Here is a 17,927-nt window from a genome sequence, read left to right as displayed (position 1 = left end):
TCCCCAATCCCGAATCCCGAATCCCACCCCAATGAGCCGCAAGCACGCCTTCCAGTTCCTCGACCTGCCCCGGCAGATGCCCTCGCGCATCCCGGTGGAGCTGCGCACGTCCGGCGACTGGGGCGAGCTGTACGGCAAGTTCGACAAGGCCGACGCGCAGTACCAGGCCGGCCGCTGCCTGGACTGCGGCAACCCGTACTGCAGCTGGAAGTGCCCGGTGCACAACGCCATCCCGCAGTGGCTACAGCTGGTGCAGGAGAACCGCATCCACGAGGCCGCCACGCTGTGCCACTCGACCAATCCGCTGCCGGAAGTCTGCGGCCGGGTGTGTCCGCAGGACCGCCTGTGCGAAGGCAGCTGCACGCTGGAGGAGTTCGGCGCGGTCACCATCGGCGCGGTGGAGAAGTACATCGTCGACACCGCGCTGGCCACCGGCTGGCGCCCGGACCTGTCCAGCGTGCAGCCCACCGGCAAGCGCGTGGCGGTGATCGGCGCTGGCCCGGCCGGGCTGGGCTGCGCCGACCGGCTGGCGCGCGCCGGCATCCACGCTGTGGTGTTCGACCGCTATGAGCAGATCGGCGGGCTGCTGCAGTTCGGCATCCCCAGCTTCAAGCTGGACAAGACCGTGATCGCCCAGCGCCGCGAGGTGCTCGAGGGCATGGGCGTGGAGTTCCGCCTGGGCGTGGAGATCGGGCGCGACGTCAGCCTCGATGCGTTGCTGGAGGAATTCGACGCGGTGTTCCTGGGTACCGGCGCGTACCGCTACACCGACGGCGGCCTGCCCGGGCAGGACCTGCCCAACGTGCTGCCGGCGCTGCCCTTCCTGGTGCAGAACAGCCGCATCGTCACCGGCAGCGACGGCTGGGGCCGGCCGATCGCCGGCTGGGAGGACAAGATCATCCTGCCCGATCTCACCGGCAAGCGCGTGGTCGTGCTGGGCGGCGGCGACACCGGCATGGACTGCGTGCGCAGCGCCATCCGCCTGGGCGCGGCCAAGGTCACCTGCGCCTACCGCCGCGACGAGGCCAACATGCCCGGCAGCGCGCGCGAGGTCGCCAACGCGCGCGAGGAAGGCGTGCGCTTTCTGTTCAACCGCCAGCCGCTGTCGATCGAGGCCGGCGCCGACGGCCAGCTGGTCGGCGTGCGCGTGGCCGAGACCCGCCTGGGCGAGCCCGACGCGCGCGGCCGCCGCAACGCCGAACTGATCGAAGGCAGCGAATCGCTGCTGGACGCCGACGTGGTGATCATCGCCTTCGGCTTCTCCCCGACCCTGCCCACTTGGCTGTCGGCGGTGGGCGTGGAAGGCCAGGCCAACGGCCGCATCGTCGCCGGCGGCGACGAGCGCCTGCCCTACCAGACCACGCACCCCAAGCTGTTCGCCGGTGGCGACGCCGTGCGCGGCGCCGACCTGGTGGTCACCGCCGTGGCCGAAGGCCGCGACGCCGCCCAGAGCATCGCCGAGCTGCTGCTGGGCTGACAGCTCCCGACGAACAGAGACCCCCATCGTCATTCCCGCGAACGCGGGGATCCATGGACGGCCTGGCAGACCGCGTAACGTCCATGGGCTCCCGCGTGCGCGGGAGCGACGAGGGTCTGACTATCGCAGCGGCGGACTGCATCGCCCGCAGCTAACAACCCTTCGTCATTCCCGCGAAGGCGGGAATCCAGCGGCCTTCCACGTCCTGCATCCGGTTGCCGATGCAACCGAACTGGGCGTCGTTGAAGCCGCCCGTTAAGCTCAACGCTTCCCTCCCCTCGTCTCGCCTCGAACATGCCTGCCTTGCCTGCGCGCGTGCTGCGCGATTCTTCGCTCTCGGCCATGGCGGCCGGCTTCGTCACGGTGCTGGTGGGCTTCGCCAGTTCGGTGGTGATCGTGTTCCAGGCGGCGCAGGCGGTGGGGGCCAGTCAGGCGCAGATCGGCTCGTGGATCCTGGCGCTGGGGCTGGGCATGGGCGTGAGCTGCATCGCGCTCTCGCTGCGCTATGGCGTGCCGGTGGTCACCGCGTGGTCGACGCCGGCGGCGGCGATGCTGGCGGCCAGCCACACCGGCCTGCCGCTGCCCGAGGCGATCGGTGCCTTCGTGGTGTGCGCGGTGCTGGTGGCCGTGGCCGGGTTCTCCGGCCTGTTCGAGAAGACGCTGCACCGCATTCCGCTGCCGCTGGCGGCCGGCATGCTGGCCGGGGTGCTGCTGCGCTTCGGCCTGGACACCTTCGTCGCGCTCAAGACCCAGCCGCTGCTGGTGCTGGCGATGCTGGTCACCTACCTGGTGATGCGCCGCTGGTGGGCGCGCTATGCGGTGATCGCCTGCCTGCTGGTCGGCGTGCTGGTGGCCGCCGCCAGCGGCACGCTGCATCTGGAACAGGCGCATCTGACCCTGGCCCAGCCGGACTGGGTGACGCCGCGGTTCTCGCTGGCCGCGCTGCTGGGCATCGCGTTGCCGATGTTCGTGGTGACCATGGCCTCGCAGAACGTGCCGGGCGTGGCGGTGATCCGCGCCTCGGGCTTCGAGGTGCCGGTCTCGCCGGTGATCGGCTGGACCGGCGTGCTCACCGCGCTGCTGGCGCCGCTGGGCGCATTCTCGTTGAACCTGGCGGCGATCACCGCGGCGATCTGCATGGGCCCCGAGGCGCATCCGGACCGCACGCGGCGCTACATAGCCGCGGTCTGGGCGGGGCTGTTCTATCTGGTCGTCGGCCTGTTCGGCGCCACGGTGGTGACGCTGCTGGCGGCGTTCCCGAAGGAGCTGGTCATGGCCATCGCCGGCATCGCGCTGCTGGGCACGCTCGGCGGTGCGCTGGGCACGGCGGTGAAGGACGAGGGCAGTCGCGAGGCGGCGCTGGTGACCTTCCTGATCACCGCCTCGGGCCTGAGCCTGGCCGGCATCGGCGCGGCGTTCTGGGGCCTGGTCGGCGGCGTGCTGACGTTGCTCGTCCTGAAGCCCCGCAAGGCATGACACCTGCGTCAGTCACCGCGGGTTTCATGCTGCGGTCGCACACGATCGCCTAGGCTCGGGATCACGATGCGGCCGTTCCCCCACCTGCCGCCGATGGCTGCTCGCAGCCGTGAGTCTTTCGCATCGTGGCCTGTCGTGCTCCGCGCCCGCGCGGAGCCGCCAACGGCCGGCGGCGCCTGATCCGGAGACGTCCCATGCGCCCGATCCGCTATCGCCCCGCCGGCCTGCTGCTGGCGACCGCCCTGGCCTTCGCCCCCCTGGCCCACGCCGAACAGGCCCTGCGCTACGCCGGCGTCAACCTGGCCGGTGCCGAATTCCAGTCCAGCAAGAAGCCCGGCACGCTGTACAAGGACTACACCTATCCGTCCGAATCGGACTTCGCCTACTTCGCCGCGCAGGGCATGAACTTGGTGCGGCTGCCGTTCCTGTGGGAACGCCTGCAGCCGACGTTGAACGGCGAGTTCGACCGCGCCCAGCTGGACCTGCTGCGCAAGACCGCGCAGACCGCGAGCAAGCACGGCATCACCCTGCTGCTGGATGTGCACAACTACGGCGGCTACAACGGCCAGACGATCGGCAGCGCGGCCGTGCCGGTCGCGGCCTTCGCCGACCTGTGGCGGCGGCTGGCCAGCGAGCCGGCCTTCGCCAACAACGACAAGGTGCTGTTCGGCCTGATGAACGAGCCGCACGACATCAGCGCCAACGACTGGGCCGCCGCCGCGCAGGCGGCGATCGATGCGATCCGCGGCACCGGCGCGAAGAACCTGATCCTGGTGCCGGGCACGGCCTGGAGCGGCGCGCACAGCTGGACCAGCGCCTCGGCCGGGCGCGGCGTTTCCAACGGCGATGCGCTGGCCAGTTTGAAGGATCCGGCCAACCGTCTGGCCTTCGAGGCGCATCAGTACCTGGACCGCGATTCCTCCGGCACCAAGCCCGAGTGCGGCGACGATCCGCAGATCGGCGCGCGCCGGCTGGAAGGCTTCACGCGCTGGCTGGAGGCCAACAAGAAGGTCGGCTTCCTGGGCGAGTTCGGCGCCAGCGCGGAATGCATCCCGGCGCTGGACGCGATGCTGGCCTACATCCAGGCCCATCCGCAGCAGTGGCTGGGCTGGAGCTACTGGGCGGCGGGCGCGTGGTGGGCACCGAGCTATCCGTTCAACGTGCAGCCCAATCGCGATGGCAGCGCCAAGCCGCAGCTGCCGACGCTGCGCAAGTACGCCGGGCAGGTCACCGGCAAGCCCGCCCACGACTGATTCGGCACCACCCAGCCGGAATCGCCGCCGTGTGGGCGGCGGTCCGGCGTTGGCGCAGGCGACCGGGAGGCACGGCCACGGCGCGAGCTGGATAGCGCGCAACGCAAGGCCGCGCGCGGCTTGCGCGATCGGTCCGAAACGAAGCATGCGGCGTGTTCCAGAACGCGACACGACCCGAGGATCCATCGGATCCGGCATCCGGCTTGCGCCTATGCTGGATGCGTGCGCTCGGCTCCCGAGCCCAGGGACCAACCACCGAGCGCATCGGTGAGGACGCGGCGCGATCGCAGCATCGAGCGCCTTTAGCGTCTGCGCAGGATCGTGGTCGCCGCCGAGTTCGCCCTCTTCGCAACGCCGCCATCGGCCTGCCTCGTGCTCGCCGCTCCTTCGCCCGTTTGCCGTCGCCGGCGTCCGCTCCGACGGTGACCGACACCAGAGCCATCGCCATGCGCCCGATCGCCTCCCCCGTTCTGATGCGTTTCCCCCTGGCCGTCGCGCTGGCCTGCCTGCCGGCGCTCGCCGCCGCGCAGACCCGCGCGCTCGCGTATGTGGGCGTCAACCTGGCTGGCGTCGAGTTCGCCTCGGACAAGAAGCCCGGCGTGCTGTTCAAGGACTACACCTACCCTTCCGATGGCGACTTCGGCGACTTCGCCGATCGCGGCATGAACGTCATCCGCCTGCCGTTTTTGTGGGAGCGCCTGCAGCCGGCGCTCGGCGGCGCGTTGGATGGCGCCCAGCTGGCGCAGCTGCGCACCGCCGTCACCCGCGCGCGCGACCATGGCCAGGTGTTGATCCTGGATCCGCACAACTACGCGGCGTTCAACGACCAGGCGATCGGCTCGCAGGCGGTGCCCGATTCGGCCTTCGCCGATCTCTGGCGGCGGCTTGCGCTCGCCTTCGGCAACGATGAGACGGTGATCTTCGGCCTGATGAACGAGCCGGTGGGGCTCAAGGCGACCCGCTGGGCGCGCACGGCGCAGACGGCCATCGACGCCATCCGCGCCACCGGAGCGAACAACCTCATCCTGGTGCCGGGCGTGGCCTGGACCGGCGCGCACAGCTGGACCAGTGCCGAGGCCGGCGGCGGCGTGTCCAACGCCGATGCGCTGGTCGGCCTGCGCGACCCGGCCAACAACCTGGCCTACGAAGTCCACCAGTATCTGGACAGCGACTACTCGGGCACCTCGCCCACCTGCGTGAGCCCCACCATCGGCGCCGAGAAGCTCACGGCCTTCACCGACTGGCTGCGCGCCAATGGCAAGCGCGGTTTCCTTGGCGAGTTCGGCGCCGCCGCCAACGCCACCTGCCTGGCCGCGCTGGACGGCATGCTGGGCTACATCCAGGACAACGCCGAGGTCTGGCTGGGCTGGACCTACTGGGCCGGCGGTGCGTGGTGGGGCGATTACATGTTCAGCGTGCAGCCGAACGACGATGGCAGCGCCAAGCCGCAGATGGCGATCCTGTCCGAGCGTGCGCGCCAGGCGCTCGATGCCGCGGTTCCGGCGCGTCTATCCATCGGCGAGTCGCAAACGGCCAAGGCTCAACCGGTCGAGATCAAGGCCAAGGGCAAGCGCTGAGTCCAGCCGCCAGCGCCGCTCCACGCCCGGGATCAGTCCGGGTCGCGCAGCTGCAGCAGCCAGTGGCTGACCTGGCCGCGGCTGGCCGGCAGCGGCTCGAAGTCGAACTGCTGCAGCACCGGGTCGGCATTGGTCACACGCAGCGGCAGCACCGCATTGCTGGGTTCGCGCGCGTGCAGGCCCTGCTTGAGCGCCTGCAGCTGCGCCTCGGACACCGAGGGGTCGAGCAGGGCGCGCATGTCGCGGCCGATCATGCCGCTGGCGTCCTCGTCGGCCAGGTGGGCGAAGGCGTCGTTGGCGAACAGCACCCGGCCGATCCCGGTCGGCCCGCGCTCGATGATCGCCACGCCCTGGCGCAGGCGCGCCAGCGAGGCTTCCAGCAGGCTGAAGTCCTGCTGCACGCGCTTGCGCTCCATCAGCTCGATCAGCACGCGCAGGCTGCGCGCCGATTCCAGATGCAGCAGCGACCACGGCCGCGCCTGGCCGCGCACGGTCTGCTGCCACAGATCGAAGCTCTTGCGCGGCGACAGGCGCGAGTTGGGGATGTCCACCAGCTTGGCCAGCTCCGGGTTGCCGGCCCAGTTGATCGTCTCGATCTGCTCGCGGCGCGTCCACAGCAGCGCGCTGCGCGCCTGCGGCATCAGCGGCACGAAGATCAGGCCGGCCGCCAGCGGCGCCAGGTCGGCCAGTTCCGGGAAGGCGCTGCCGATGGCGTCCACGTGCAGCGCGCCGACCACGCCCTCGCGCAGGACCTCGTCGTCGCGCGCTTCGATCTGCTGGCGGATGCGCGCCAGATCCTCGACCGACGGCAGCGTGCCGTAGCCGATCACCTCATCGCCGTTGTAGATCGCCACGCCGTCGGCATCGACCACGTCCATCAGCTCCGGCGCCAGCTCGGTCAGCATCTCGGTGGAGAGCGTGTCGGCATTGTTGAAGGCGGTGATCAGCTTCTCGCGCACGGTCAGCAGCACGGCCTCGGTGCGCGCGCGCTCGACCGCCTGCAGCGCGCCGATGCGCGCGGCCAGGCCGCGGGTCAGCGCATCGGCGACATCGCGCATGGCGTGGCTGGCGAACAGCGGCGCGTAGTGATGGCAGGCGATCAGCCCCCACAGCACGTCGTTGACCACGATGGAGGTCACCAGCGTGGCGCTCACGCCCATGTTGCCCAGATATTCCAGGTGCACCGGCGAGACGCTGCGGATGCTGACGTCGCTCAGATCCACCGGCGCGTGATCGCGCGGGTCCAGCGGCGGCTCGATCGGCGAGGGGCGGTAGCCAACGTGCGCGATCTGGCGCACGCGGTTGCGCAGGTACAGCGCGCGCGCCTGCGCCGGGATGTCGGTGGCCGGGTAGTGCAGGCCCAGGTAGGCCTCGAGCTCGGGACGCCTGGCCTCGGCGATGACGTCGCCGTTCCACTCGTTGTCGAAGCGGTAGACCATCACCCGGTCGTAGCCGAGCTGGGCGTGGATCTCGCGCGCCACGCGCAGGCTGGCCTCGTGGATGTGGCGGTCGCGCTCGACCAGGCGCAGCACCGGCAGCACGTCGCGCACGCCGACGTCGGAGGCTTGCGAGTCGCGCGGCTCGATCTCCACCAGCCACTGGCTGGGCGCCAGATGCCAGGCCGCCACGTAGACCTGCGACGGCGCATCGGCGCGCTGGGGGAAGCCGATCGCTTCGTGCGCCAGGTGCAGGGGCTCGCGCACCTCGTCGGCCGCCGGCAGCGTGCGCGCCTCCAGCGTCAGCAGCGCGTCCCAGCGCTGGCCGATCAGCTGTGCATGCGGCACGCCCAGCAGGTCGGCGGCGGTGCCGCTGGCCTGCAGCACCTGCCCGCTGGCAGGCTCGATGACGAGCAGCGCGCCGTAGGGCTGGACCGAGCCGGGGATATGGATCGGCTCACGCGCGCAGGCATCCATGTCCACGGTGTCCAGCGACAGGCTCATGCGGCCACCCCGGCGGCGAGCTGCTGATGGAAACGGGCGAACATCGACTGCGCGCCGCCGATGGCGGCCTGGCGCTGCGCGACGGAGGGCAGCGCCGCCTCCAGGCAGGCCTGGAACTGGCGCCATGCGCCGGGCGCCTCGCTGCCCAGGTCGAAGTAGGCCAGCGCGGCGGACAGCGCCGGCTGGGCGGCGCGGAAGGCGCGCGCGATCAGGCGCCCGCCCAGCAGCGAGCCTTCGATCACATACAGCTGGCCCCAGGCCGCGGCCGCCGTCTCCACCTCGGTCAACGGCGCGGCCGCGGGCGCGGCGACGCCGAGCGTGGCCAGGTCGGCGCGCAGCGCCGGCCCGCGCGCACGGTAATGCCAGCCCTGCGCCCCCAGCGTCTGCAGCCAGGCCGCATGCGTGCGTTCCCAGGGTTCGACCAGGGCCAGATGCTGTTGCAGCACCCGCACGTACTGGTCGGAAGGCAGCGCGCCGTGCGCGAGCGCGTGCATGTGCGGCAGCGCTTCGACCGCGGCGTGGGCCTGGGCGGTCGCCTCACGCAGCGCGCGCGCCAGGGGAACGGGGGCAAGGGCGGCGTCAGCGGGCATGCGGGATCGGACGAGGGTGGGAGGGCATCGCGCCAAGCCTACCAGCGCGGTCAGCGGCGCCATACCCGGACGTGTGGTCGCAGGTCATCGAGGCTCACGCCTGCAGCGCGGGGAAGTACAGCCGCACGCAGGCGCCCTGGCCCGGCTCGGACCACACTGTGGCGAAGCCTTCGGACTGGCGCATCAGCCCGGACACTTGGGCCAGGCCCAGCCCGGTGCCGATGCCTTCGGGCTTGGTGGTGAAGAAGGGTTCGAAGATGCGCGCGCGGGTGGCCGCGTCCATGCCGCAGCCGTCGTCGCGCACCTCCACGTAGGCATAGCGGCCGCCGGCGCGACGCAGCGTGCCGTCCTGCCCGGCGGCGACGTCTTCGAGGCCCAGCGCGACGTCGATGCGGCCGTGCCCCTGGCAGGCGTCGCGCGCGTTGACGCACAGGTTCATCAGCGCCTGCTCGATCGAATGCCGGTCCGAGCGGATCGGCAGCGCCACCTCGGTCGGCGCCAGCGCCATCGTCATGCGCGCGCCCAGGCCGTGCGCGATCAGCGGCAGCATGTCGTTCACCACCTGCGCCAGGTCCAGGGCTTCGGCGCGATAGGGATGCTCGCGTCCGAACGCCAGCAGACGCCGGGCCAGGTCCACCGCGTGACCGACGGCCTCCTGCGACCGGGCCAGCAGGCGCGCCTGGCGCGGATCGCTGGCGGCCTGCAGCGCCATCATGTCCAGCGTGGTCTGCACGATCTGGAGCATGTTGTTGAAGTCGTGCGCGATGCCGGCCACCAGCTGGCCCATGGCTGCGCTTTTCTGCGCCTGGCGGCTGATCTGCTCGGCGCTGTCGCGGGCCACGGTGGCCAGGTCGAGCTGGTCCTGCAGCGCCTGTTCGCGGCGCACGCCCAGGGCCACGTCGTCGCGGGCGCGCAGCAGCCGGTTGTGCAGCCCGAAGCGTTCGCCGCGGCGCTGATGTTCCTCGGCGCTGGGCGGGTCGGGCAGCACTGCGGCGTCGGCGCCGTCGTCGGTGGCGGCAGCCGCGGCCTGCAGCAGCGCGCTCAGCGACGGGCGGACGTCGGGGACGCGCCTCGCGTCCGGGTCAGGGCGCTGCCCGCCGATCTGGCGACTGACCGCGACCACCGCGTCGATCGCGCCGTGGACATCGTGCAGTGGGGCGATGTGGATTTCCCAACCGTCCGCTTCGCCGTCCGCGGTCTGGGCCTGCGGTGCGACGCGGCGTTCCAGCCCCCCGGCCCAGGCTGCGTCCAGCGCCTGTCCCAGCTGAGCGCGCTGCGCCTGGTCCCAGCGCGCCAGCCAGAGATCGCCGGGCTGGGAATCGGGGTGCGCCACGCTGGTCAGGCGCACCCGGCCGTCGGCATCGACGATGTCGATGCGCTCCTTGGCGCGCATCGTGCCCTGCGGTTCCCTCGCCCCGGACGGGGAGCGCACGCTGTCTTCCATCTGATCGAACGCCGCAGAGACGGTGGTTCAGTGTAGGTGCGCGCCGCAGCGTGTCCGTTGCAGCGCTGCAACGTCGGCAGGCAAACGCGGCAGATGTACAGAACCGGTGACGGCACCTGCGTCCCGCCTCGGACTGTGTCACGGGCCGAAAACGTGACAGGTGTCCTGAATTGGCCGCTTTTGGTGTTAGCACAGGGACAAGCCGGGATTCCCCCGCCCGGCGCCACGCCGGAGGTCCGCGTGTCTCCTGCCCTGCTGCATGCCCTGCGTTCGTCGTTCTTCGCGCTGGTCCTGGTCCTTGCGGCGTGCTCGCGTCCGCCGCCTGCCGCCGCGCCCGTCGCTGCGCCGCCGTCCACGACGCCGGCGGCCGCGGCCAAGGCCGAAACGGTGTGCGACCTGATCACCGCGGACGAACTGGAGACCGTCTTCAGCGGCACCTCCACCGCCACGCCCGAGCACCACCAGACCTTCGGCATCACGGCCTGCGAGTGGAACGGCGACTTCGGCCGCCTGCTGGTACAGCAGTGGCCTTCCAAGGGCCATACGCCGCAGGATGAGGTGCGCGACCTGGTGACCGGCTTCATCGACGCGAGCAATCCCGGCGCCCGCGCCGGCGTGCGCCTGGTCTCGCCGCCGGGCCTGGGCCACTACGCCACCGCCGTGGTCGAGCGGCGCGATCTCGAGCGTGGCGTGCTGGCCGATATCGCGGTGCTGTCCATCGCCCGGGACGGGCAGACGCTGGTGTTCCTGACCAACGGCCTGGAGGGCATGGAGCGCCAGGCGGCGCTGGCCAAGCTGGTGCAGCTGGGGCGCTTCGCCTATCCCAGGCTGTAAGGGCCGCCGGCCGCCGATGGCCGGTTCCCGACGCGATCGAGGTTCTTCCAGCTGTGCGGTCCGAAGTGTGGACCGCCGGGAGGCTCGGATGAGGGAGTGGAAAGCGGCGGGCGCCCGTCTCGGCAGCCTGCTGATCGCCGTCGGCCTGTGCGGCTGTCGGCCCGAGGCCGACGCGCGCGCGCCTTCGCAGATCAGCCCGTCACCCGCGGCGAGCCGTGCGCCCAGCGACAGTCTGGTATGCGCACTGACGACCGATGCCGGGCTGGGCGCGGCCGAGCCGCTGGCCGGACGCGGACGCGTCGCCCTGCTGCGCCAGCGGTTCGGCGAGGTCGGCTGCGAAGCCAGCGGCGCAGCCGATCTGGCCGGCACGCACCAGTGGATCCCGCGCGCGCTGCCATCGCCGGACGCGGCGGCCGGCGTGCCGGTGTCGATGGGCGCGGGTCGACGGCTGAGCCTGGTCGCGCCTGCCTGCGGCGCGCAGCGGGCCTGCGCCACGGCGGCCGTGCCCTGACGCCAGGCCGCGCATCTTCAGGCGGGCGGCCTGCGTGAGGCGGACGCCGCCTAAGCGGTCAGCACTTCCACGGCCTGGCCGAGGGTGTGGCTTGCGCCCGGGGCCAGCTTGATGACGTCGTGCCCGGCGTTGGCCGCCTCGACGCAGACGAAGGCCGGCCACGCGTCATCGGGCACGTCGGCCATGGCCTGCGCCCCGGCCTGGCCGGGGTTCCACACCACCACCGAGCGGCTGCCCGTGGTGCTGATGCGCAGCTGCCGGGACAGCACCGGATCGTGCAGCACGTAGTGCCCGCCGGCATCGTGGTAGATGCGGTCGCTGCGGCCGGGATCGCGCGGGTCGGACAGGGTCCAGTCGCCGGACTGGGGGAAGGTCTGCCCGGTGAACTTGTCGTTGTAGTCCAGCCCGTCCAGTCCGCTCAGCCGGACCTGGCGCGCGTCGCCGGCGTGGAAGTAGCTGTGCAGCGCATCGGTGAAGGCGACCGCCTCCGCGGAAGGGTTGTGCGTGGTCAGCGCCTGCTGCAGGCCTGCGCCCAGCACCAGCGTCTGCTTCAGGCGCAGCGGTGTGGAGGCGTGCGCCGGCAGGTCCAGCGTCAGGTGCACGTTGCCGTCGCCGTCCTCGCGCGCCTCGGCCAGCGTCCACGGGCTGATCCGCGCGAAGCCATGCTGGATCGCGTCGGCCGGCTGATGCTCGCGGGCGAAGTAGGGCCAGCACACCGGCACGCCGCCGCGGATCGCCTTGGGCGCGCCCTGCGCCAGCGGCGAGAGCCACAGCACATCGGCTCCGCCGGCGGGCACGAACGACAGCAGCTGGCCGCCGTGGAGCGAGAGCTGCGCGGTGCACAGCGGCGTGTCGATCCGCAGCACGGACAGGCCGTGCAGCGTGGTCTCGGTCAGCGTGTGGGTCATGACATCGCACATGAAGACGGGCGGCCAGTGTAGCCGCCCGTCGCTTCGCCGCCTGTCGTATGAGGCCTTAGGCGGCCTTGTCCAGCTTGGCCAGATCCATCACGAAGCGGTACTTCACATCGCCCTTGAGCATGCGCTCGTAGGCCTCGTTGATCTGCCGGGGCTCGATCATCTCGATGTCCGACACGATGCCGTGCTTGGCGCAGAAATCCAGCATCTCCTGGGTCTGGGCGATGCCGCCGATCAGCGAGCCGGCGATGGTCCGGCGGCGCATGATCAGGTTGAACACCGTCGGCGTCGGATGCGGATGTTCCGGCGCGCCGACCAGCACCATCGCGCCATCGCGCTTGAGCGCATTGAGGAACGGATCCAGGTTGTGCGAGGCGGCCACGGTGTTGAGGATGAAATCCAGCTTGCCGGCCTGCGCGGCCATCTGCTCGGGATCCTTGGAGATCACCACCTCGTCGGCGCCCAGGCGCTTGCCGTCCTCGCGCTTGCTCTCCGAGGTGGTGAACAGCACCACGTGCGCCCCCAGCGCCTTGGCGATCTTGACCGCCATGTGGCCCAGGCCGCCCAGACCGACCACGCCGACCGACTGGCCCGGACCGACCTGCCAGTGCGCCATCGGCGAGTACACGGTGATGCCGGCGCACAGCAGCGGCGCGACCGCGGCCAGGTTGTCGGTGCCGTGGGTCACGCGCAGCACGTAGCGCTCGTCGACCACGACATGGTCCGAGTAACCGCCGTAGGTGTTCTCGCCGCCGCCGAACAGCGGGCCGTTGTAGGTGCCGGTGAAGCCGTTGTCGCAGTACTGTTCCTCACCCGCCGCGCAGGAAGGGCAGGTGCGGCAGCTGTCCACCATGCAGCCGACGCCGGCCAGGTCGCCGACCTTGAAGCCCTTGACCTCACTGCCGACGGCGGTGACACGGCCGACGATCTCGTGGCCCGGCACCGAGGGAAAGATCGTGTTCTGCCACTCGTTGCGGGCGGTGTGCAGATCCGAATGGCAGATGCCGCAGTACAGGATGTCCATCTGCACATCGTGCGGACCGGGGGTGCGACGTTCGAACACGAACGGCGCCAGCGGCGCATCGGCGGAAGTCGCGGCATAGCCGTGGGCTTGGGACATGGGGGAGTCTCCTTGGCGAAGTGTCGAAGAAAGCGCGCGCACTAAAGGCGCAACGTCATGCGACAGATGCTAGACCCGTTGCGCGAGAAACCCACCGCAGCACTGCAACGCTGCATCGCGCGCGGCTGGTCTTGACCGCCACGTCGTGCGCGCGCGCCGCGCCGCCTTCAGCCGACGTCGCCGTCCACGTAGAACCAGTGCCCGCCTTCGCGCACGAAGCGGCTGCGTTCGTGCATGCGCTGGGCCGAGCCGCCGCCCACGCGCAGCCGCGCGGTGAACACCACCTCGGCGGTGTCGGCGCCGGTGACGGTGTGCGATTCCACCTTCAGCCCCAGCCAGACGGTGCGCTGGCCGGGCGCGTCGGCCAGCGACAGCTGCGCCGGACGCGTGGACGGATGCCAGCTGGCGCGCAGGTAGTCGGCCTCGCCCAGCACATAGGCGCTGTAGCGCGAACGCATCAGCGCCGCGGCATCCGCTGCCGGCGCGCCGCCGTGCAGCGGGCCGCAGCAGCGCGCGTAGGGCGCGCCGCTGTCGCAGGGGCACGCCTTCGGTGCCGGCTTAGCCACCGGCCGCGCCGCTGAGGTGTTCGTAGAGGATCGCCGCGCCGACCAGGATCAGGATCACGCCGCCGACCAGCTCGGCGCGGCGGCCGATCACCGCGCCCAGCGCGCGCCCGGCCATCACGCCGATGGTGACCATGGTGAAGGTGCACAGGCCGATCACGCCGGCCACCAGGTAGATCGGCACCTGCACGAAGGCCAGGCCCACGCCCACGGCCATCGCATCGATGCTGGTGGCCAGGCCGGTCAGGGCCAGGGTGACGATATTGCCGTGGCGGTTCTCGCCGGCCTCGGCGGCGTCCTCATCGTCTTCGTGCAGCGCCTTCCAGATCATGTGCAGGCCCAGCGCGCCGAGCAGGACGAAGGCGATCCAGTGGTCGAAGCGCTCCACGTACTTGGAGGCGGCCGAGCCGATCAGCCAGCCGATCACCGGGGTGATGGCTTCGACCACGCCGAAGATCAGGCCGACGCGCAGCGCCTGGGCGAGCGTGGGCTTGGCCATGGCCGCGCCCTTGCCCAGGGCGGCGGCGAACGCATCGGTGGACATGGCCAGACCGAGCAGGAGGATGGAAATCGGGTTCATGGGGGTTGGGACACCAGGCCGGGAATGCGGACGATACGAACCGCCCAACACGCCGGCCATCAGCCGTGCTGGACTGCTCGTTGGTCTCGCCAACCGGTGTGGTTGCATCCGCCATGGCCGGTACAGGCCAAGTGTGTTGACGGCTACGCGTGCGCTGTTGGGCGACGCTGGCTACTCCCCAAGGAGACCCCGTCAGCCGCACTGAGCGCCTTTCGGGGCGCGCAGTATACACATCCGATCAGGTCATGCGTTGCAGGGCGTTGTCCCGCCGCACCAGCAGGTGGAACAGGGCCGCCAGGATGTGCAGCCCGATCACCCAGTAGAACGCCTCGCCCAGCCAGACATGGACCGATTCCAGGGTATGTGCCAGGTGCTCGTGGGTGCCGAAGAAGGACGGGATCGCCCAGTCGGTGAACGGCAGGCCGATGCCCCGGCCCGTGGCCAGGCGCGCGACGATGCCCAGCAGCGGCTGCACGATCAGGAAGGCATAGAGCAGCACATGCGTGGCATCGCCGGCGCGCTGCATCCAGCGCGGCAGCGGCGGCACGATCGGCGGCGCGCGCTCGCCCAGCCGTGCCGCCAGCCGCGGCAGCACCACCAGCAGCACCGCGATGCCGATAAGGAAATGCGACTCGACCACCAGCATGCGCGCGTCGCTGCCGCGCTCGAAGGCCTTGCGCAGGTTGATGGTCACGTAGGCGACGACGACCAGGGCGAAGGTCGTCCAGTGGAAGATGCGGGCGCGCCGGCTGTAGCGCGCGGTCTCGACCTGGGTCATGGCGATTGCCTGGGCGGTGGGGGGCTCCAGCGCGATCCTAGCCAGCGCCGCGCCGATGCGGCGCTGACGATCCGGTCAGCGCTTGCCGCCGACCTCGATGAAGCGCAGGAACTCGGCGCGGGTGCGCGCGTCCTCGCGGAAGGCGCCCAGCATCTTGGAGGTGACCATGCTGACCCCGCGCTTGTGCACGCCGCGGGTGGTCATGCATTCGTGCGCGCCTTCGACCACCACGCCCACGCCGCGCGGCTGCAGCACGTCCTGGATGCACTGGGCGATCTGCGCGGTCATCTTCTCCTGCACCTGGAAGCGCCGGGCGTAGGCATCGACCACGCGCGCCAGCTTGCTGATGCCCACCACCTTGCCGTCGGGCAGGTAGCCGACATGGACCTTGCCGATGATCGGCGCCATGTGGTGCTCGCAATGGCTTTCGTACTCGATGTCGCGCAGCACGATCAGCTCGTCGTAGCCGGCCACTTCCTCGAAGGTGCGCGCCAGGTACTCGTGCGGGTCGCGCTGGTAGCCGCTGAACCAGTCGCCATAGGCCTTGGCCACGCGCTTGGGCGTGTCCAGCAGGCCTTCGCGCTGCGGGTCCTCGCCGGCCCAGCGCAGCAGGGTGCGCACGGCATCCTCGGCCTGGTCGCGGCTGACGCCGCCGCGGGTGTTGTCGGATTCGCTCATCGGAACAGCCTTCTGCTGCACCACCAAGGGGGCGGGCATCGTACCGGACCGGCCAGGGCCGCGCCCGCGCGCGCGGCGCAACGCCGTGTTGCCCGGCCACCTTCACCCGGCCTGGGCGGCGGCGCCCCTAACGTCCAGGGCCCACCCGCCCAACGAAAAGATGCCGGCATGACGCCTTCCCCTGCCCGGTGCCCGCGCACCTCCCGCACCGGCCCGCGCCATGTCGGCTGACGCGCGCGGGGCCCAGACGCGCGGGGCCCAGACCGGCGCCATCGCGCCGCAGCGCGTGGAGGGGGTGCTGCCGATCGCGCATTACGGCGCGCTGGGCGAAGGCCGCTCGGTGGCGCTGAGCGGGCTCGATGGCGGCCTGGACTGGTGGTGCGCGCCGAACATGGACAGCCCGCCGCTGTTCGACCGGCTGCTCGACGGTCCCGACGGCGGCCACTTCACCCTGGCGCCGGAGGGCGCGTTCACCGCCCGGCGCCGCTACCTGCCGGACAGCAACGTGCTGGTGACCACCTTCACCACCGACACCGGCGAGGCGACGCTGACCGAGTCGCTCAACAGCGGCAACGCCGGCCGCCTGCCGTGGTCCGAGCTGGCCCGGCGCATCGACGGCGTGCGCGGGCAGGTGCGCTTCGGGCTGGAGATGAAGCTGGGCATGCGCGCGCGCAACGCCAACCCGTACCACTCGCGCATCGGCCCGCACACCGTCTTCCATGTCGAGCGGCTGCTGGGACTGATGATCCACCACGACCGCATCGACATCGCCTGGTCCGACGCCGGCGCCTGCGGCACGGTGGAGGTCAGTGCCGGCGAGCGCATCACCGTGGCGCTGGTGGTCGGCGAGGAGGAGCCGCTGGTGGCCCCGACCATCGAGGAGATCGACGGCCGCATCGACCTGACCGACCGCGAGTGGCGCGACTGGGCGCGCAACGTGTCCTTCGACGGCGACCAGCGCGAGGCCTTCGTGCGCAGCGCCCTGGCGCTGAAGCTGCTGCTGTACTCGCCCTCCGGCGCGATCGCCGCGGCCGCCACGACCTCGCTGCCCGAGCGCATCGGCGGTCACAAGAACTACGACTACCGCTACGCCTGGATCCGCGACGCGGGCTACACCATCCAGGCCTTCCTGGCGGCGGGGCTGGAGGCCGAGTCCAAGGCCGCCTTCACCTGGCTGCTGCGCCAGCTGCGCCGGCATGGCTCGCGCGTGGTCTTCACCCTGGACGGCGCCCTGGTGCCGGACGTGTCGGAACTGCGCGCACCGGGCTATCGCGGCAGCCAGCCGGTGGTGAGAGGCAACCTGGCCGGCGCGCAGCACCAGCACGGCATCTACGGCGACATCTTCGAGACCGCGTACTGCTTCGTCGACTGCGGCAACATCCTGGACCCGGCCAGCGCCGAGCTGCTCTCGCACATCGCCGACGAATGCGCCGACCGCTGGCGCCTGCCCGACTCAGGGATGTGGGAGCTGCAGGAGCTGCAGGACTACACCATGTCCAAGGTCAGCTGCTGGCAGGCGCTGGCGCGCGCGGTCGAACTGGCCGACCAGGGCCAGCTGCCGACCACCTGCCGCGACCGCTGGGGCCGCGAGCGCGATCGCATCAAGGACTGGATCGAGACGCACTGCTGGTCCGAGGACCTGCAGGCCTTCGCGATGTATCCAGGCAGCGACAAGCTGGACGCGGCCATCGCGCTGGCGGCGCGCTTCGGCTTCGACGGGCCGGAGCGGTTGAAGCTGACGATGGCGGCGCTGGACCGGGAACTGGGCGCCGGCGATTTCCACTATCGCTACAGCGGCATGGACCAGGAGGAAGGCTGCTTCCTGGCGTGCTCGTTCTGGATCGCGGAGAGCTACGCGCGCCTGGGCGATCCGCAGCAGGCGCGGCGCCGGCTGGAACGCCTAGGCCAGGCGCTGACGCCGTGCAATGGGGTGATGAGCGAGATGATCGACCCGGATACCGGTGCGCTTTTGGGCAACACGCCGCAGGGGCTGAGCCATCTGGCGCATGTCATGGCGCTGTCGACGCTGGCGGAGATTGAAGGCGGGGGATGAGGGGGTGGGATGTGCCGCATGTGCCTCGTTTTCGGATGCGATGCAACCCGCGATCCACCGCTTGGCGCTCCAACCCACCGCGGCTATCTAACCGCGCCTCGCCATCCAACTCACCGTCACTCCCGCGGACGCGGGA

The 17,927-nt window shown here is 71.1% G+C and carries 16 protein-coding genes; 7 read left to right on the top strand and 9 right to left on the bottom strand.

The window, feature by feature from the left end:
* The first annotated feature begins 31 nt into the window (after nucleotides 1-31).
* The 4 genes from MWN52_RS00855 (at nucleotide 32) to MWN52_RS00840 (ending at nucleotide 5,783) form a co-directional block, all read left to right on the top strand.
* Nucleotides 32-1,477 (top strand): FAD-dependent oxidoreductase, encoded by a 1,446-nt coding sequence (locus MWN52_RS00855; RefSeq protein WP_286576113.1) that lies wholly within the window; start codon nucleotides 32-34, stop codon nucleotides 1,475-1,477.
* A 294-nt stretch (nucleotides 1,478-1,771) separates the two neighbouring features.
* Nucleotides 1,772-2,953: a benzoate/H(+) symporter BenE family transporter gene (locus tag MWN52_RS00850; RefSeq protein WP_286576111.1), complete on the top strand. Its 1,182-nt coding sequence runs from the start codon at nucleotides 1,772-1,774 to the stop codon at nucleotides 2,951-2,953.
* A 194-nt stretch (nucleotides 2,954-3,147) separates the two neighbouring features.
* Complete coding sequence (locus tag MWN52_RS00845; protein WP_286576110.1) at nucleotides 3,148-4,206, top strand: glycoside hydrolase family 5 protein; 1,059 nt, start codon at nucleotides 3,148-3,150, stop codon at nucleotides 4,204-4,206.
* A 446-nt stretch (nucleotides 4,207-4,652) separates the two neighbouring features.
* Nucleotides 4,653-5,783, top strand: coding sequence for a glycoside hydrolase family 5 protein (locus tag MWN52_RS00840; protein WP_425608141.1), 1,131 nt, complete (start codon nucleotides 4,653-4,655; stop codon nucleotides 5,781-5,783).
* 32 nt (nucleotides 5,784-5,815) lie between these two features.
* Here MWN52_RS00840 and bphP read toward each other — a convergent pair whose 3' ends face one another.
* The 3 genes from bphP to MWN52_RS00825 form a co-directional block, all read right to left on the bottom strand.
* Nucleotides 5,816-7,723, bottom strand: coding sequence for a bacteriophytochrome BphP (bphP, locus tag MWN52_RS00835; protein ID WP_286576108.1), 1,908 nt, complete (start codon nucleotides 7,721-7,723; stop codon nucleotides 5,816-5,818).
* Nucleotides 7,720-8,313 carry a biliverdin-producing heme oxygenase gene (locus MWN52_RS00830; RefSeq protein WP_286576107.1) on the bottom strand — a complete coding sequence of 198 codons (594 nt, stop codon included), beginning with the start codon at nucleotides 8,311-8,313 and terminating at the stop codon, nucleotides 7,720-7,722. Before MWN52_RS00830 ends, bphP begins: the two co-directional genes overlap by 4 nt.
* A 94-nt stretch (nucleotides 8,314-8,407) precedes the next feature.
* Nucleotides 8,408-9,706: an ATP-binding protein gene (locus tag MWN52_RS00825; protein WP_286576106.1), complete on the bottom strand. Its 1,299-nt coding sequence runs from the start codon at nucleotides 9,704-9,706 to the stop codon at nucleotides 8,408-8,410.
* A 291-nt stretch (nucleotides 9,707-9,997) separates the two neighbouring features.
* Between MWN52_RS00825 and MWN52_RS00820 the strand changes: the two genes are divergently transcribed.
* Entirely contained in the window at nucleotides 9,998-10,591 is a 594-nt protein-coding gene (locus MWN52_RS00820) for a hypothetical protein (protein WP_286576104.1), read from the top strand.
* An 88-nt stretch (nucleotides 10,592-10,679) separates the two neighbouring features.
* Nucleotides 10,680-11,102 carry a hypothetical protein gene (locus MWN52_RS00815; RefSeq protein ID WP_286576103.1) on the top strand — a complete coding sequence of 141 codons (423 nt, stop codon included), beginning with the start codon at nucleotides 10,680-10,682 and terminating at the stop codon, nucleotides 11,100-11,102.
* 50 nt (nucleotides 11,103-11,152) lie between these two features.
* Here the strand turns inward: MWN52_RS00815 and MWN52_RS00810 are convergent, their stop codons facing one another.
* The 6 genes from MWN52_RS00810 to folE form a co-directional block, all read right to left on the bottom strand.
* Nucleotides 11,153-12,010: a D-hexose-6-phosphate mutarotase gene (locus tag MWN52_RS00810; protein WP_286576101.1), complete on the bottom strand. Its 858-nt coding sequence runs from the start codon at nucleotides 12,008-12,010 to the stop codon at nucleotides 11,153-11,155.
* Between the two features lie 67 nt (nucleotides 12,011-12,077).
* Nucleotides 12,078-13,139 (bottom strand): NAD(P)-dependent alcohol dehydrogenase, encoded by a 1,062-nt coding sequence (locus tag MWN52_RS00805; protein ID WP_130514542.1) that lies wholly within the window; start codon nucleotides 13,137-13,139, stop codon nucleotides 12,078-12,080.
* A gap of 167 nt (nucleotides 13,140-13,306) precedes the next feature.
* A complete protein-coding gene (locus tag MWN52_RS00800) occupies nucleotides 13,307-13,705 on the bottom strand; it encodes a YchJ family protein (protein WP_286576098.1) in 399 nt (132 codons plus the stop codon).
* Nucleotides 13,698-14,282: a manganese efflux pump MntP gene (locus MWN52_RS00795; RefSeq protein WP_130524022.1), complete on the bottom strand. Its 585-nt coding sequence runs from the start codon at nucleotides 14,280-14,282 to the stop codon at nucleotides 13,698-13,700. Before MWN52_RS00795 ends, MWN52_RS00800 begins: the two co-directional genes overlap by 8 nt.
* Before the next feature lie 238 nt (nucleotides 14,283-14,520).
* Nucleotides 14,521-15,060 carry a cytochrome b gene (locus MWN52_RS00790; RefSeq protein ID WP_286576095.1) on the bottom strand — a complete coding sequence of 180 codons (540 nt, stop codon included), beginning with the start codon at nucleotides 15,058-15,060 and terminating at the stop codon, nucleotides 14,521-14,523.
* 75 nt (nucleotides 15,061-15,135) lie between these two features.
* The gene (folE, locus tag MWN52_RS00785; protein ID WP_130514534.1) at nucleotides 15,136-15,738 is read right to left on the bottom strand and encodes a GTP cyclohydrolase I FolE; all 603 of its coding nucleotides are present in this window, start codon (nucleotides 15,736-15,738) and stop codon (nucleotides 15,136-15,138) included.
* Nucleotides 15,739-15,958: 220 nt separating this feature from the next.
* Between folE and MWN52_RS00780 the strand changes: the two genes are divergently transcribed.
* A complete protein-coding gene (locus MWN52_RS00780; RefSeq protein WP_286576090.1) occupies nucleotides 15,959-17,791 on the top strand; it encodes a glycoside hydrolase family 15 protein in 1,833 nt (610 codons plus the stop codon).
* Nucleotides 17,792-17,927 lie beyond the last annotated feature (136 nt).

Source organism: Pseudoxanthomonas winnipegensis, assembly GCF_030322905.1.
GTDB classification, from domain to species: Bacteria; Pseudomonadota; Gammaproteobacteria; order Xanthomonadales; family Xanthomonadaceae; genus Pseudoxanthomonas_A; species Pseudoxanthomonas_A winnipegensis.
Note: the sequence above shows the minus strand (reverse complement) of the source record. Positions and strands in the feature narration are given on the sequence as shown.

Coding starts and splice junctions, on each gene's coding strand:
- MWN52_RS00855 (WP_286576113.1), top strand. CDS start 32: ATGAGCCGCAAGCACGCCTTCCAGTTCCTCGACCTGCCCCGGCAGATG.
- MWN52_RS00850 (WP_286576111.1), top strand. CDS start 1,772: ATGCCTGCCTTGCCTGCGCGCGTGCTGCGCGATTCTTCGCTCTCGGCC.
- MWN52_RS00845 (WP_286576110.1), top strand. CDS start 3,148: ATGCGCCCGATCCGCTATCGCCCCGCCGGCCTGCTGCTGGCGACCGCC.
- MWN52_RS00840 (WP_425608141.1), top strand. CDS start 4,653: ATGCGCCCGATCGCCTCCCCCGTTCTGATGCGTTTCCCCCTGGCCGTC.
- bphP (WP_286576108.1), bottom strand. CDS start 7,723: ATGAGCCTGTCGCTGGACACCGTGGACATGGATGCCTGCGCGCGTGAG.
- MWN52_RS00830 (WP_286576107.1), bottom strand. CDS start 8,313: ATGCCCGCTGACGCCGCCCTTGCCCCCGTTCCCCTGGCGCGCGCGCTG.
- MWN52_RS00825 (WP_286576106.1), bottom strand. CDS start 9,706: ATGCGCGCCAAGGAGCGCATCGACATCGTCGATGCCGACGGCCGGGTG.
- MWN52_RS00815 (WP_286576103.1), top strand. CDS start 10,680: ATGAGGGAGTGGAAAGCGGCGGGCGCCCGTCTCGGCAGCCTGCTGATC.
- MWN52_RS00810 (WP_286576101.1), bottom strand. CDS start 12,010: ATGACCCACACGCTGACCGAGACCACGCTGCACGGCCTGTCCGTGCTG.
- MWN52_RS00805 (WP_130514542.1), bottom strand. CDS start 13,139: ATGTCCCAAGCCCACGGCTATGCCGCGACTTCCGCCGATGCGCCGCTG.
- MWN52_RS00795 (WP_130524022.1), bottom strand. CDS start 14,282: ATGAACCCGATTTCCATCCTCCTGCTCGGTCTGGCCATGTCCACCGAT.
- MWN52_RS00790 (WP_286576095.1), bottom strand. CDS start 15,060: ATGACCCAGGTCGAGACCGCGCGCTACAGCCGGCGCGCCCGCATCTTC.
- folE (WP_130514534.1), bottom strand. CDS start 15,738: ATGAGCGAATCCGACAACACCCGCGGCGGCGTCAGCCGCGACCAGGCC.
- MWN52_RS00780 (WP_286576090.1), top strand. CDS start 15,959: ATGTCGGCTGACGCGCGCGGGGCCCAGACGCGCGGGGCCCAGACCGGC.